Annotated in this window: 13 protein-coding genes; 7 read left to right on the top strand and 6 right to left on the bottom strand. The window is 70.2% G+C overall.

The features are described from left to right. Nucleotides 1-292: 292 nt before the first annotated feature. The 6 genes from AC5DRG_RS12945 to AC5DRG_RS12920 all read right to left on the bottom strand — a co-directional run bounded on the left by AC5DRG_RS12945 (nucleotide 293) and on the right by AC5DRG_RS12920 (nucleotide 6,386). Nucleotides 293-1,282, bottom strand: coding sequence for a zinc-dependent alcohol dehydrogenase family protein (locus AC5DRG_RS12945; RefSeq protein WP_491810355.1), 990 nt, complete (start codon nucleotides 1,280-1,282; stop codon nucleotides 293-295). Continuing rightward, a complete protein-coding gene (locus tag AC5DRG_RS12940) occupies nucleotides 1,279-2,130 on the bottom strand; it encodes a carbohydrate ABC transporter permease (protein ID WP_491810353.1) in 852 nt (283 codons plus the stop codon). The genes AC5DRG_RS12945 and AC5DRG_RS12940 overlap by 4 nt, the downstream gene beginning before the upstream one ends. Next, on the bottom strand, nucleotides 2,127-3,065 hold the full coding sequence (locus AC5DRG_RS12935) for a carbohydrate ABC transporter permease (protein ID WP_491810351.1): 939 nt from the start codon (nucleotides 3,063-3,065) through the stop codon (nucleotides 2,127-2,129). The genes AC5DRG_RS12940 and AC5DRG_RS12935 overlap by 4 nt, the downstream gene beginning before the upstream one ends. Next, entirely contained in the window at nucleotides 3,062-4,432 is a 1,371-nt protein-coding gene (locus AC5DRG_RS12930; protein ID WP_491810349.1) for an ABC transporter substrate-binding protein, read from the bottom strand. Before AC5DRG_RS12930 ends, AC5DRG_RS12935 begins: the two co-directional genes overlap by 4 nt. A gap of 78 nt (nucleotides 4,433-4,510) precedes the next feature. Beyond that, nucleotides 4,511-5,281: a DeoR/GlpR family DNA-binding transcription regulator gene (locus tag AC5DRG_RS12925; RefSeq protein WP_491810347.1), complete on the bottom strand. Its 771-nt coding sequence runs from the start codon at nucleotides 5,279-5,281 to the stop codon at nucleotides 4,511-4,513. Between the two features lie 280 nt (nucleotides 5,282-5,561). After that, nucleotides 5,562-6,386, bottom strand: a complete 825-nt coding sequence (locus tag AC5DRG_RS12920; RefSeq protein WP_491810345.1) for an NAD-dependent epimerase/dehydratase family protein — start codon at nucleotides 6,384-6,386, stop codon at nucleotides 5,562-5,564. A 186-nt stretch (nucleotides 6,387-6,572) separates the two neighbouring features. On the opposite strand from AC5DRG_RS12920, the gene AC5DRG_RS12915 reads away from it, so the two are divergent. The 7 genes from AC5DRG_RS12915 (at nucleotide 6,573) to araD (ending at nucleotide 13,702) form a co-directional block, all read left to right on the top strand. Further along, complete coding sequence (locus AC5DRG_RS12915) at nucleotides 6,573-7,514, top strand: 5-dehydro-4-deoxyglucarate dehydratase (protein ID WP_491810343.1); 942 nt, start codon at nucleotides 6,573-6,575, stop codon at nucleotides 7,512-7,514. Beyond that, nucleotides 7,511-8,674 carry a hypothetical protein gene (locus tag AC5DRG_RS12910; RefSeq protein WP_491810341.1) on the top strand — a complete coding sequence of 388 codons (1,164 nt, stop codon included), beginning with the start codon at nucleotides 7,511-7,513 and terminating at the stop codon, nucleotides 8,672-8,674. The genes AC5DRG_RS12915 and AC5DRG_RS12910 overlap by 4 nt, the downstream gene beginning before the upstream one ends. A gap of 97 nt (nucleotides 8,675-8,771) precedes the next feature. Next, complete coding sequence (locus AC5DRG_RS12905; RefSeq protein WP_491810339.1) at nucleotides 8,772-9,362, top strand: TIGR03086 family metal-binding protein; 591 nt, start codon at nucleotides 8,772-8,774, stop codon at nucleotides 9,360-9,362. A gap of 117 nt (nucleotides 9,363-9,479) precedes the next feature. Next, entirely contained in the window at nucleotides 9,480-10,229 is a 750-nt protein-coding gene (locus AC5DRG_RS12900; protein WP_491810337.1) for an MBL fold metallo-hydrolase, read from the top strand. A gap of 154 nt (nucleotides 10,230-10,383) precedes the next feature. After that, complete coding sequence (locus tag AC5DRG_RS12895) at nucleotides 10,384-11,052, top strand: GntR family transcriptional regulator (RefSeq protein WP_491810336.1); 669 nt, start codon at nucleotides 10,384-10,386, stop codon at nucleotides 11,050-11,052. Then, complete coding sequence (locus AC5DRG_RS12890) at nucleotides 11,049-11,960, top strand: dihydrodipicolinate synthase family protein (RefSeq protein ID WP_491810334.1); 912 nt, start codon at nucleotides 11,049-11,051, stop codon at nucleotides 11,958-11,960. The genes AC5DRG_RS12895 and AC5DRG_RS12890 overlap by 4 nt, the downstream gene beginning before the upstream one ends. Next, a complete protein-coding gene (gene araD / locus AC5DRG_RS12885) occupies nucleotides 11,957-13,702 on the top strand; it encodes an L-arabinonate dehydratase (RefSeq protein ID WP_491810332.1) in 1,746 nt (581 codons plus the stop codon). The genes AC5DRG_RS12890 and araD overlap by 4 nt, the downstream gene beginning before the upstream one ends. Nucleotides 13,703-13,752 lie beyond the last annotated feature (50 nt).

Here is a 13,752-nt window from a genome sequence, read left to right as displayed (position 1 = left end):
TTACCCGGGGGCTGTTTGGCGCAGTGTGCGATCACAGGGCTTTTTCGCCCCCGCCGCCCCTACCCGTCCCATCCCCAGGGGCTGCCGCCCCTTCGACCCCGTCCCCAGGGGGCTCTGCCCCCTGGACCTCCGCTCCTCAAACGCCGGAGGGGCTGGATTTTTGCCGGCCTGGGCTGGATTCTTTTAGCCCGTCCGGCGTTTGAGGACAAGGCCCGTTCAGGGCCGACAGTGGGGGTCTGGGGGCGCAGCCCCCAGGGATGGGACGGGTAGGGGCGGCGGGGGCGAGAAACGCCTACGGCACCACCACGATCTTCCTCCCCACCCCCGACGCGAACTGCCCCAACGCCTCCGGATACCGCTCCAGCGGGATCCGGTCGCTGATGAAGATCTCAGGGTCCAGGACCCCGTTCGCGAACAGTTCCGCCGCCCGCTCGAAGCTGTGCAGCACCGCCATCGAGCCGGTGATCGTGATCTCCTGGTTGTAGATGCGGTACGGGTCGATCGTCACGCGGGTCGCGTAGTCGGCGACGCCGAACTGGAGGAACGTGCCCGCCTTGGCGACCCGGTCCAGGCCGTCCTGGATCGCCGCCGCGTTGCCCGTCGCGTCGATCACCACGTCCCAGCCCTGCGGCCGGTCCAGCTCGTCGGCGTTCGCGGCGGATCCCGAGACACCCAGACGGCGGGCCGTTTCCAGGCGGGCGGCGTTCAGGTCGACGACGTCCACGCTGGCCGCGCCGGTGCGCTTCGCGAGCTCCAGCATCATCAGACCCATCGTCCCGGAGCCGTAGATCAGGACGTGGGCGCCCAGTCGGGACTGCAGGACGTCGTAGCCGCGGACCGCGCAGGACAGGGGTTCCACCAGGGCTGCGTCCTGGGTGCGGACGTGCTCGGGGAGCCGTACGCAGTTCGCCACCGGCGCCACCGCGTACTGGGCCGCCCCGCCGGCCGTCGTCACGCCGATCGCGGCCCAGCGTTCGCAGAGGTTGTTGTGGCCGGCACGGCAGTAGCGGCACTCGTAGCAGTACAGGGACGGGTCCACCGCCACCCGGTCGCCGGTCGTCAGTTCCGTGACCGCCTTGCCCACCGCGACCACCTCGCCCGCGAACTCGTGCCCCGGCACGATCGGCAGCCTGGGTGCGAACTCGCCCTGGAGGATGTGCAGGTCCGTGCCGCACAGGCCGCAGGCCGCGACCTCGACGACGACCTCGCGGGGGCCGGGTGTCGGATCCGGGACCTCGGCGACGGTGGCCTTGCCCACGGACTCGATGACGGCGGCCTTCATTTCACTGCTCCCAACGACAGACCCTGGACCAGCTTGTCCTGGGCGGCGAATCCTGCGGCGAGTACCGGCAGGGAGATCACGAGCGACGCGGCGCACACCTTCGCCAGGAACAGGCCCTGACTGGTGATGAAGCCGGTCAGGAAGACGGGGGCCGTCTCGGCCACCACGCCCGTCAGAACCCTCGCGAACAGCAGCTCGTTCCAGCTGAAGATGAAGCAGATCAGCGCTGTTGCCGCGATGCCAGGGAGGGCGATCGGGGCCACCACGCGCGCGAGGATCGTCGGCAGCCTCGCCCCGTCGATCTGCGCCGCCTCGATCACCGCCACCGGGACCTCGGCCAGGAACGACTGCATCATCCACACCGCGATCGGCAGGTTCATCGAGGTGTAGAGGATGACCAGCAGCCAGATGTTGTCGAGCATCCCCGCGTTCTTCGCGAAGAGGTAGATCGGCAGCAGGCCCGCCACCACCGGCAGCATCTTCGTCGACAGGAAGAAGAACAGGACGTCCGTCCACTTCTTCACCGGGCGGATCGAGAGGGCGTATGCCGCCGGGAAGGCCAGGAGGAGGACGAGCAGCGTCGAGACCAGCGACGCCACCGCCGAGTTGGCGAGGGCCGGCCAGGGGGTCGCGCCGCCGCCCGTGCCGAAGAACTCCCGGTAGCCGTCCAGGGTGAGGGCGGCGCCGAAGGACGGTGGGTTGGTCGCGGCGTCCTCCTCCGAGTGGAAGGACGTCAGCGCCATCCAGGCGATGGGGAGGAAGAAGACGATGCCGAGCAGCCAGGCTGCCAGGCCCAGGCCGGCTCCCCGGTTGCGGCGGGGACGTACACGTGTCGCGTTGGCGCTCATGCGCGGGACACCTCCTCGCGGAACAGGGACGAGACCACGCGCAGGGCGAAGGTCGCGATGATGATCGAGCCGATGACCACCAGGACGCCGGCGGCCGAGGCGAGGCCGTTCTCGTGGGCCTGGTAGAAGCTCTGGTAGACGGTGTAGGGGAGGTTCGCCGTGCCCAGGCCGCCCGAGGTGATCGTGAAGACCGCGTCGAAGTTCTGGACTATGTAGATCGAGCCCAGCAGGGCGCCCAGTTCGAGGTAGCGGCGCAGGTGGGGGAGGGTCAGGTAGCGGAAGATCTGCCAGTCGCTCGCGCCGTCCACCCTCGCCGCTTCCATCTGCTGTTGATCGCGGCTCTGCAGGCCCGCCAGCAGGATCAGCATCATGAACGGCGTCCACTGCCAGACCAGCGAGGCCTCCACCGCCAGGAGTGGGGTGTTGCTGATCCAGTCCGGCTGTGGGCCGCCCACATAGTGCAACAACCCATTGAAGAGGCCGTATTCAGGGTTGTAGAGCACATGCTTCCAGAGCAGGGCCGCCGCCACCGGGACCACCAGGAAGGGGGCGATGAGGAGGGTGCGGACTATGCCCCGGCCCCGGAACTTCCGGTCCAGGAGCAGTGCCAGGAGCAGCCCCAGCACCAGGCTGGCCAGTACCACCGCCACTGTGAGCAGCACCGTCGTCCACACCGAGTGGCGCAGGTCGGTGTCGGTGAGGACCTGGCGGTAGTTGTCGACGCCGGTGAAGTGGCGGGCGTCGGGGTAGAGGGCGTTCCAGTCGAAGAACGAGATCACCAGCGTGGCCACGAACGGGAGTTGGGTCACCACGATCATGAACACGAGGGCGGGGAGGAGCGGGGCGCGGGTGGCCCAGGCGCGCATCCGGTTGGAGGGGGCGCGCAGGCTGCGGTTCGGCGTGGTCGCCATCGGTGCTGTGGTCGCTGCGGTCATCGTCCCTCGTACTCCTCGGAGATCTGCTCGGCGAGCTGCTGGGACTTCTTCAGGGCCGACTCGACGGACTGGCGTCCGGCGATGGCCGCGCTGATCTCCTGCGAGACCTTGGTGCCGAGGTCGGTGAACTCGGGGATGCCGACGAACTGGATGCCGGGCGCGGGGCGCGGCTGTACGCCGGGGTTGCCCGGCTGGGCGCCTTCGATCGCCTCCTTCGTCATCTCCTGGAAGGCCGCGGCCTCCGCGCGGTAGTCGGCGTTCTCGTACGTCGACGCGCGCTTGCCGGCGGGCACATTGGACCAGCCGATCTTGTCGCCGACCAGCTGCTCGTACTGCTTGCTCGACGCCCAGGACACGAACTTCCAGGCCTTGTCGGGGTTGCGGGACGCGTCCTGGATGCCCCAGGCCCAGGTGTAGAGCCAGCCCGAGGACTTGGTCTCCTCGACGGGCGCGGGGGCGTAGCCGACCTTGCCCTTGACCGGGGAGTCGGCCGACTCCAGGGAACCGGCCGCGGAGGTGGCGTCGTACCACATGGCGACCTTGCCCTGGGTCATGTTGTTGAGGCACTCGGCGAAGCCGGACTGGGGGGCGCCGGACTCGCCGTGCTCACGGACCAGGTCGACATAGAACTTCGTCGCCTTCTCCCATTCCGGGGAGTCGAGCCGCGCCTTCCAGTCCTTGTCGAACCAGGTGCCGCCGAAGGTGTTCACGATGGTCGTCAGCGGGGCCATGACCTCGCCCCAGCCGGGCAGTCCGCGCAGACAGATGCCCTTCATGCCGGACTCGGCCCCGTCCACCTTCGCGGCGAGGTCCGCGATCTGCGTCCAGGTCGGGTTCGCGGGCATGGTCAGGCCCTTCGCCGCGAACACGTCCTTGCGGTACATCAGGAAGGACGACTCGCCGTAGAAGGGCTGGCCGTAGAGCTTGCCGTCGTCGCCGGTGAGGGACTCGCGCATCGGCTTGAGGACGTCCTGCTCGTCGTAGGCCGGGTCCTTGGCGACGTAGGAGTCCATCTCCTTCAGCCAGCCGTTCTTGGCGTAGATCGGTATCTCGTAGTTGGACAGGGTCGCCACGTCGTACTGGCCGGCCTGGTTGGCGAAGTCCTGGCTGATCTTGTCGCGGACGTCGTTCTCGGGCAGGACGGTGAAGTTGACCTTGATGCCGGTCTCTTTGGTGAAGTTGGCGGCGGTCAGCTTCTGCAGTTCCACCATCTGCGGGTTGTTCACCATCAGGACGTTGATGGAGTCACCGCCGGAACCGGACCCGCCCGCTCCGACCCAGCAGCCGGAGAGCAGCGGGGCGAGCAGCGTCCCTGCGGCGGCCATGGCGAGCGTGGCTCGCGGCCTCCGTCGGCTCTGGGTTCGCATGGATCGCTCCTGGGATCTATCGGGAGAAATGGTATGAGTCTGGGCAGTGCTTCGCCCTGTGGTGGGTCGGTTGGGTTTTCAGACTCGGATGACCTGGGGGCCCTGCAAGGAATAGCGGTGGGCCTCGGCCGTGGGCAGCAGGGTGCTCGTCACGATCGTCTCCAGCGCCCCGATCTCGGCGAACCGGCAGAAGCTGACCGCTCCGAACTTGGTGTGCACGCCCGCGAACACGGTGCGCCGGGAGGCCCGGATCGCCTGCGCCTTGACCTCGCTGACGGCGGGGTCGGGCGTGGTCAGACCGTGTTCTCGGGAGATGCCGTTGGCGCCGATGTAGGCGAGGTCGATGACGAAGCCGGCCAGCATCTTCGTCGTCCAGTGGTCGACGGTGGCGAGGGTGCCGGCCCGGACCCGGCCGCCGAGCAGCAGGACCGAGACGTTCTCGGCCTCGGCGAGCGCGCCCGCGACAGGGAGGGACGCGGTGACCACGGTCAGTGGCCGGTCCCGGGGCAGGGCCTCGGCGATGAGCTGCGGGGTGAAGCCCTCGTCGACGAAGACCGTCTCGGCGTCCCCGAGCAGCTCGGCCGCGGCGGCCGCGATCCTGCGCTTCTCGGGCACATGGCTGGTGGCGCGGAAGGAGAGCGTCGTCTCGAAACCGGCGCTCTCCACGGGATAGGCGCCGCCGTGGGTGCGGCGGACCAGGCCGTGGTCCTCCAGAAGGCGCAGATCCCGCCGTACGGTCTCCTTGGCGACGCCCAGCTCGGCGGCGAGCCCGGTGACATCGACCGAGCCGGTGCGCCGCGCGGCCCGCACGATCTCCCGCTGACGATCCTCCGCCGAACTCGTGCTCATGGCCGACACCTGCCTTAGTGCTGAGGGCTTCGTTGCCCGTTCGGGCCCCGTGAGGCCCTTGGGGGAAGTTTTACAGCGGGTGCGCGGCACTGACCAGGTCTGTTGCGGGCCCGATACTGCCCGGGTGTGCCCGTTCGGTCCGGGGCGTGCCCGTCGCGGACCTGCGGGGGAGCGGGGTGGCGGGTGGGATCGGGCAGGGGCTATGCCCGAACGCGGCGGCGGGCGGGCCCGTTCGGTGCCCGCCCGCGGTTATGTCCGATGAATCAGTATGGTCGGCGAATCAATACGGCCAGATCGGCGGGTCGCTCACGAAGTGGCCGCCCAGGTAGGCCTGGGCCACGTTCTCCGAGTCCAGCTCGCCCTGCTCGGCGATCAGCTTCTCGGCGTACGGCTCGGAGTCGTCCTGCGGCTCGTAGCCCAGGGCCCGTGCGCTGGTCAGGTCCCACCACAGGCGGGTGTTGGCGGACGAGCCGTAGACGACGGTGTGCTTGACGTCCTCGGCGGTCAGGGCCGCGTGCAGGAGGCGGGCGCCGTCGGCGGGGCTCATCCACAGCGACAGCATGCGGACGCTGGTGGGCTCGGCGAAGCAGGAGCCGATGCGCACCGAGACGGTCTCCAGGCCGTGCTTGTCCCAGTAGAGCTGGGCGAGGTCCTCGCTGAAGGACTTCGACAGGCCGTAGAAGGTGTCCGGGCGGTGCGGGACGTCGATCGGGATGAGCACGCCTGGATCAAGAGGTGTGTCGCCCTCGGGGCGGGGGGTGAAGCCCACCGCGTGGTTGGAGGAGGCGAAGACGATGCGCGCGACGCCCTCCTCGCGGGCCGCCTCGTACAGGTTGTAGGTGCCCTCGATGTTCGACTTCAGGATCTTCTCGAAGGGGGCTTCCAGGGAGATGCCCGCGAGGTGGATGATCGCGTCGACGCCCCGGACGGCCTCGCGCAGGGCCGCCCTGTCGGCGAGGTCCGCGATGATCGCGTCCGGCTCGCCCTCGATGGGCCGCACGTCCAGCAGCCGCAGCTGGTAGCCGTAGCCCGGGAGCAGGTCCCGCATCAGGGTGCCGAGCCCGCCGGCGGCGCCGGTGAGCAGAACGGTGCGGGGCGCTGGCATCCTCGGTTCTCCTTGAGTCGAAGACTGCGTGAGTGCACGGTATTCACATTCGTGGACAAGGTAAGGATCATTGCCGTGTCCGGTCAAGGGTGGCGTGACCCTTGTTCATAAATGTAAACTCTGATCAGAAGCTTGCACGCTCCTGTTCCTGCTTCCTGTTCCTGCTTCTCGTTCTAGGGAGAGCCCGTGACGCCTGCCGACCTGGCCACCCGACTCGGCATCCCCAGCGGGCCGCTGTTCTTCCCCGTCACCGCCTACGGCCCCGACGGCGCCCTCGATCTCGACGTCTACCGCGCCCATGTGCGCCGTGGGGTCGAGGCCGGGGCCGCCGCCGTCTTCGCGTGCTGCGGCACGGGGGAGTTCCACGCGCTCACGCCCGAGGAGTTCGAGGCGTGCGTACGGGCCGCCGTCGAGGCGACCGAGGGGCGCGTGCCCGTCGTCGCGGGCGCGGGCTACGGCACCGCGCTCGCCGTGCGGTACGCGCGCGTGGCCGAGGCGGCCGGGGCCGACGGGCTGCTCGCCATGCCGCCCTACCTCGTCGTCGCCGGGCAGGAGGGACTTCTGCGGCACTACCGGGAGGTGGCCGCGGCGACCTCGCTGCCCGTCATCGTCTACCAGCGCGACAACGCCGTGTTCACCCCGGAGACCGTCGTCGGGCTGGCCCGCACGGACGGAATCATCGGGTTCAAGGACGGGCTCGGCGACCTGGACCTGATGCAGCGGATCGTCAGCGCCGTACGCGCCGAAGTCCCCGGCGAGTTCCTCTACTTCAACGGTCTGCCGACCGCCGAGCAGACCCAGCTCGCCTACCGCGCGATCGGCGTCCCGCTCTACTCCTCCGCCGTGTTCTGCTTCGCCCCGGAGATCGCCCTCGCCTTCTACGAGGCGCTCAAGACCGGTGACGACACCACCGCGAACCGCCTCCTGGACGGCTTCTACCGGCCCTTCGTCGAACTGCGCGCCCAGGGCCGCGGCTACGCCGTCGCCCTCGTCAAGGCCGGTGTACGGCTGCGCGGGCTCGACGTGGGGGAGGTCAGGCCGCCGCTGCACGAGCCGACCGAGGACCATGTCAAGCAGCTCGCCCAGGTGATCGAGCGCGGGTACGCGCTGCTGGAGGAGGACAAGTGAAGGCGTCCGCGTTCGTCTACCCCTGGGACGTCAACGGCGATTCGGAGGCCGCGGAGAGGATCGCCTCCCTCGGTGTGGAACAGGTGACCCTCGCCGCCGCCTACCACTCCACCCGCGCCCTCACCCCCCGCCACCCGCGCCACCGCATCGTCACCGCCGAGCACGCCGCCGTCCTCTACCCCACGGACGCCCGCTGGGCCGGCCGCACCCTGCGCCCGTACACGGCCGGGGACTGGGCCCCCGGGGACGCCTACGGCGAGGCCGCCGATCAGCTCGCGGGCGCCGGCCTGGAGGTGCACACCTGGGTCGTGCTCGCGCACAACTCCCGCCTGGGCGCAGAGCATCCGGACACCTCGGTCGTCAACGCCTACGGCGACCGCTACCCCTGGGCCCCCTGCATCGCCCAGCCCGCCACGCGCGCGTACCTCGTCGACCTGGCCGCGGAAGCCGCGGTACGGCCCGGAGCGCGCGGCACCGAACTGGAGTCCCTCGGCTGGTACGGGCTGGCCCATCTGCACGGCCACGACAAGATCGGCGGGGTCGGGCTCGGTGACGCCGGCCAGTACCTGATGTCGCTCTGCTTCTGCCCGGCCTGCCGCGCGGGGTACGGGGAACAGGGCCTGGATGCCGAGGAGTTGGCGGCCTCGGTGCGGGCCGCGCTGGAGCCGTTGTGGCAGGGGGCGCCGTCCGACGGGGGCTGGGCGGGCGTCGCGAAGCTCCTCGGTGAGGCCACGGCCGACGCCACGCGCGCGTGGCGCGACGAAACCTCCCGCACGCTCCAGGAGGCGGCGGTCGCGGCGGTCCGCTCGGCCGCGCCCGACGGCTTCCAGGTGCTGCTGCACGCCGACCCGGTGTCGTACCACTGCGGTGCCAACGCGGGCGTGGATCCGGCGTACATCCTGACCGTCGCCGACGGCGTGGTCCTGCCGTGCACGGGCGGGGCGGGGCTGCTGACGCCGTTCGCGGAACAGGGGCGGGCGGACGCCGTCCTCGCCGCCAACCTCACCGTGGTCTCCGGCATGGGCGGCAGGCCGGGCACCCTGGCGGCGGACGCCGCACGAGCCCGCGACCTCGGCGCGAGCGAACTGCGGCTCTATCACGCCGGGCTGGCGTCCGAGGGCGATCTGACCGCCGTACGGGAGGCGCTTGCCCGGCTCTGACGGCGAACAGCGGGGTGTGCGCGGTGGCGTAGATGAGTTTTGGGGGCGGCGCCGGTCTACCCCCTGAATGGACCCTTCGACCCGTGAGGTGAAGAGGATGACCGGCACCACCCTTCTCGACCTCGGACCGCAGACCCGTGTCATCGCCCGGCTCGCCGCCGGGGTGCAGGACGGGCAGCTCGCCGATGTGACGCCGTGTCCCGACCACGCCGTGCGGAACATGCTGGGGCACCTGGCCGGACTGTCCGCCGCCTTCCGGGACGCCGGGCGCAAGGACCTCGGCGTCACCACGGACACCGACCCGAACCTGACCGAGCCGGACGTCGGGCCCGGCTGGCGTGCCGAACTGCCCCAGGTCCTCGACGAGTTGGCGGAGGCCTGGCGCGACCCGGCGGCCTGGACGGGGATGACCCGCGCGGGCGGAATCGACCTGCCGGGCGAGATCGCCGGGGCCGTCGCGGTCGACGAACTGGTGATCCACGGCTGGGACCTGGCCCGGGCCACCGGCCAGGAGTACGAACCCGACCCGGCCGCGCTGCGAGCGTCGTACGACTTCCTGCTCGCGGCGGCCGAGGACCCGACCCGCGGTGGCGGCATCTTCGGACCGGTGGTGCCCGTGCCCGCCGACGCGCCGCTGCTGGACCGGGCGGTCGGGCTGAGCGGGCGGGATCCGGGCTGGAAGCCGTAGCGAGCTGTAGCGATCCGTAGCAAGCCTTGGGAAGCCGCCTACACGGTAAGAGCCCCCGCGCCCTCGACAGCCGCAAAAGATGAACGCGCCGAGTGCCGGATCCGTACTCTCCCGGCCATGCCCCTCAGTCTCACCATCCTCGGCACCGCCTCCCCGCACCCCGGGCCGGACCGCCCCTGCTCGGGCTATCTGCTGCGCGGTGGGGGCGCCGAGGTGTGGGTGGACGCGGGGCCCGGCACCTTCGCCGAGTTGCAGCGGCACACGGATCCCTCGCGGCTCACGGCGATCTGGATCTCCCACCTCCATGCGGACCACAGCGCCGATCTGCTGTCGGCGATCTACGCGTTCGTCTACGGCGGGCTCACTCCCGCGGCCCCGATTCCGGTGTACGCGCCCAGGGACTGCCTGCGCCGGCTCGCCGCGTTCTTCGGGCGGCCGGAGGCGGGATTCCTGAGCGGCATCCTCGAGTTCCGCTCCCTGTACGACGGCCATGCCGTCCGGCACTGGAACCTCCGCCTAAGCGCGCGAGCCGTCCTTCACGACACCGAGGCCTACGGGCTGCGCGCCGAGTGCCAGGAGAGCGTCTTCGCGTACTCCGGGGACAGCGGACCCTGCGACGCGCTCACCGAACTCGCCTCCGGAGCCGACCTGTTCCTCTGCGAGGCCGACATCGACCGGCATCGCGAAGGCGAACAGAAGTTCCACCTCACGCCGGAGGACGCGGGCGCCCACGCGAAGGGTGCGCGCGAACTCCTGATCACCCATGTCGGGCCCACGCTCACCCGCGAGACGGCCGCCCTGCGCGCCGGCGTCGTCTTCGGCGGACGTACCGCGATCGCCCGTGAGCGGGACACCAGGAGCATCTGACTTCCCCGCGACCCCAACTCCCGCAACTCCAACTTCCTTTGTCGGAAGCATTGACGAAACACAGGGGCACTCCTACCTTCAACGCGTCGTACTTCGTACGTCATATATGAGACGCGATACGCGAGATCCGCTACGTGAGATCCGAGAGGCGCGCATGACCTCTGTGCCCACCCCGATCCCCTCCCGCACCCAGTTCGTGCTGGAGGCGATCAAACGCCGCATCCTCACCGGGCAGTTGACGCCGGGCCAGCCGTTGGTCGAGACCGAGCTCGCCGCACAGTTCGGGGTGTCCAAGACCCCGGTGCGCGAGGCGCTCAAGACCCTCGCCGGGACCGGGCTCGTCGTGATGAGCCAGTACAAGGGCGTCACGGTGCGCATGGTGGACGCGGACATGGCGCGCGAGGTCTACGACGTGCGGCTCCTGCTGGAGCCCGAGGCACTCAAGCGCGCCGTGCGCCGCGGAGCCTCCCTGGACGCCGCGCGCACCGCGCTCACCAGTGCCGACGAGGCCACCGACACCGCCGAACGCTCCCTCGCCAACCGGGAGTTCCACCGCGCCCTGTATCTGCCGTGCGGCAACCCGCTGCTGGGCCGGATGCTCGACGAGGTCCGCGACCAGGCCGCTCTGGTCTCCGCCGTCGCCTGGGCCGCCGATCCCTCGTGGGAGCGGGAGGCCAGCGAGCACCGGGAGATTCTGCGGCTCGCCCTCGAAGGCGACGCGGACGGCGCGGCGAGTGCCCTGCGCGCGCACATCGCGTCGTTCGTGCGGCGGGCCTTCCCGGGGGTCCACGAAGAGCTCCAGGCAGAGGAAGGCAAGGGATGAGCGGCGTGAGGTTCGAGACCCAGCGGACGGCGCTGGCCGATGTGGTGGCGATCCCGGTGACGCCGTTCGCCGAGGACGGCTCCGTCGACCAGGACGCCCACCGGGCCCTGCTGCGCCGGCTGCTCGACGGCGGGGTCAGGACGCTCACGCCCAACGGGAACACCGGCGAGTTCTACGCCCTCACCCCCCAAGAGCGCAGGCTCGTCACGGAGTTGACCATCGACGAGGTGGGCGAGAGGGCCGTGATCCTCGTCGGCGTCGGCCATGACGTACCGACCGCCGTGGCCTCCGCCCTGCACGCCCGCGAACTGGGGGCGCAGATGGTGATGGTCCATCAGCCCGTGCACCCGTACGTCTCGCAGAGCGGCTGGGTCGACTACCATCACGCCATCGCCGAGGCCGTCCCCGAGCTGGGCGTCGTCCCGTACATCCGCAACGCCCAGCTCGCCGGCGCCCGGCTCGCCGAACTCGCCGACGCCTGCCCCAACGTGATCGGCGTCAAGTACGCCGTGCCGGACGCCGCCCGCTTCGCCGCCTTCGCCCGGGACGCGGGCCTGGAACGCTTCGTGTGGGTGGCAGGGCTCGCCGAACCGTACGCGCCCTCGTACTTCTCGGCGGGTGCCACCGGCTTCACCTCAGGACTCGTGAACGTCACCCCTTCCGTTTCGCTGAACATGATCGAAGCGCTTCGATCAGGCGACTATCCGGCCGCCATGAAGGTCTGGGAGCAGATCCGCCGCTTCGAGGAACTCCGTGCCGCGAACGGCTCCGCCAACAACGTCACGGTCGTCAAGGAGGCCCTCGCCTCCCTTGGCCTGTGCCGGCGCGAGGTGCGCCCGCCGAGCAGGCAGCTGCCCGAGGACGAGCGCGCCGAGGTCGCCGCGATAGCCGCGAGGTGGTCCATGTGAAGCGCTTCGACGATCATCCCCGAAAGGCCCCCGAACAGCTCAGAAGCCACCAGTGGTACGGCACCGAGGGCCTCCGCTCCTTCAGCCACCGGGCCCGGACCCGCCAGCTCGGCTACCTCCCCGAGGAACATCTCGGCAAGCCCGTCATCGCGATCCTCAACACCTGGTCGGACATCAATCCCTGTCATGTGCACCTCCGTGATCGCGCCCAGGCGGTCAAGCGGGGCGTGTGGCAGGCGGGCGGCTTCCCGCTCGAATTCCCGGTCTCCACGCTCAGCGAGACCTTCCAGAAGCCGACCCCGATGCTCTACCGCAACCTCCTCTCCATGGAGACCGAGGAGCTGCTGCGGTCCTACCCGGTCGACGGGGCCGTCCTGATGGGCGGCTGTGACAAGTCGACTCCCGCGCTGCTGATGGGCGCCGCCTCCGTCGACCTGCCGACCGTGTTCGTGCCCGCCGGGCCCATGCTGCCGGGGCACTGGCGGGGCGAGGTCCTCGGCTCCGGCACCGACATGTGGAAGTACTGGGACGACAAGCGCGCCGGCCTCATCGGCGACTGCGAGATGACCGAACTGGAGAGCGGCCTCGCGCGCTCTCCCGGCCACTGCATGACGATGGGTACGGCGTCCACGCTGACCGCCGCCGCCGAGGCGCTCGGGGTCACCGTCCCCGGCGCGTCCAGCATCCCCGCCGTGGACTCCGGACACGACCGGATGGCCGCCGCCTCGGGCCTCAGGATCGTCGAACTGGTCCACCGAGACCGGAAGTTGAGCGACCTCCTCACCGCCGACGCCTTCGAGGACGCGGTCACCACCGTCCTCGGCCTCGGCGGCTCCACCAACGCCGTGATCCACCTGATCGCCATGGCGGGACGGGCCGGCGTCCGCCTCACCCTCGACGACTTCGACCGCATCGCCCGCACGGTGCCGGTGCTGGCCAACGTACGGCCCGGCGGACGGACGTACCTCATGGAGGACTTCCACTTCGCCGGCGGCCTGACCGGGTTCCTCTCCCGGATCACCGACCTGCTGCACCTGGACCGGCCGACGGTCTCCCACGACACCCTGCGCGAGCAGCTCGCCGGCGCGCAGGTGCACAACGACGACGTCATCCGGCCGCGCGACAACCCGGTCGCGAGCGAGGGAGGGGTCGCCGTGCTGCGCGGCAACCTCTGCCCGGACGGCGCCGTCATCAAGCACATCGCGGCGCAGCCGCATCTGCTCAAGCACACCGGCCCCGCGGTCGTCTTCGACGACTACAGGACGATGCAGCGGACCATCAACGACCCGTCCCTGAACATCACCGCGGACAGCGTCCTGGTGCTGCGCAACTCCGGTCCCAAAGGCGGTCCCGGCATGCCCGAGTACGGCATGCTGCCCCTCCCCGACCACCTGCTCAAGCAGGGCGTACGGGACATGGTCCGGATCTCCGACGCCCGGATGAGCGGCACGAGTTACGGCGCGTGCGTGCTGCACATCGCACCCGAGTCGTACGTCGGCGGGCCGCTCGCGCTCGTTCGCACGGGCGACACCATCACCCTCGACGTCGAGGCGCGGCTCCTCCAACTCAACGTGGACAACGAGGAGTTGGAGCGCAGAAGAGCGGAGTGGACCCCGCCGCCCGTCCGTTACGAGCGCGGCTACGGCGCGCTCTACAACGAGCAGATCACGCAGGCCGACACCGGCTGCGACTTCGAGTTCCTGGCCAGGCCGGGCAAGGTGCGGGACCCCTACGCGGGCTGAACCACCCTCGGCCTCACTCCATTTGGCCGAGATCTCGAACAACGTATGCG

The organism is Streptomyces sp. JLBG701 (genome assembly GCF_058544905.1).
The sequence above is the reverse complement of the archived record's forward strand: the minus strand, read 5'-3'. Positions and strand labels throughout refer to the sequence as shown.

What these genes read in the sequence shown, in the direction of transcription:
- AC5DRG_RS12940 (WP_491810353.1), bottom strand. Translation starts at nt 2,130, where the DNA reads ATGAGCGCCAACGCGACACGTGTACGTCCCCGCCGCAACCGGGGAGCC.
- AC5DRG_RS12925 (WP_491810347.1), bottom strand. Translation starts at nt 5,281, where the DNA reads ATGAGCACGAGTTCGGCGGAGGATCGTCAGCGGGAGATCGTGCGGGCC.
- AC5DRG_RS12920 (WP_491810345.1), bottom strand. Translation starts at nt 6,386, where the DNA reads ATGCCAGCGCCCCGCACCGTTCTGCTCACCGGCGCCGCCGGCGGGCTC.
- AC5DRG_RS12895 (WP_491810336.1), top strand. Translation starts at nt 10,384, where the DNA reads ATGACCTCTGTGCCCACCCCGATCCCCTCCCGCACCCAGTTCGTGCTG.
- AC5DRG_RS12945 (WP_491810355.1), bottom strand. Translation starts at nt 1,282, where the DNA reads ATGAAGGCCGCCGTCATCGAGTCCGTGGGCAAGGCCACCGTCGCCGAG.
- AC5DRG_RS12935 (WP_491810351.1), bottom strand. Translation starts at nt 3,065, where the DNA reads ATGACCGCAGCGACCACAGCACCGATGGCGACCACGCCGAACCGCAGC.
- AC5DRG_RS12890 (WP_491810334.1), top strand. Translation starts at nt 11,049, where the DNA reads ATGAGCGGCGTGAGGTTCGAGACCCAGCGGACGGCGCTGGCCGATGTG.
- AC5DRG_RS12930 (WP_491810349.1), bottom strand. Translation starts at nt 4,432, where the DNA reads ATGCGAACCCAGAGCCGACGGAGGCCGCGAGCCACGCTCGCCATGGCC.
- AC5DRG_RS12905 (WP_491810339.1), top strand. Translation starts at nt 8,772, where the DNA reads ATGACCGGCACCACCCTTCTCGACCTCGGACCGCAGACCCGTGTCATC.
- AC5DRG_RS12900 (WP_491810337.1), top strand. Translation starts at nt 9,480, where the DNA reads ATGCCCCTCAGTCTCACCATCCTCGGCACCGCCTCCCCGCACCCCGGG.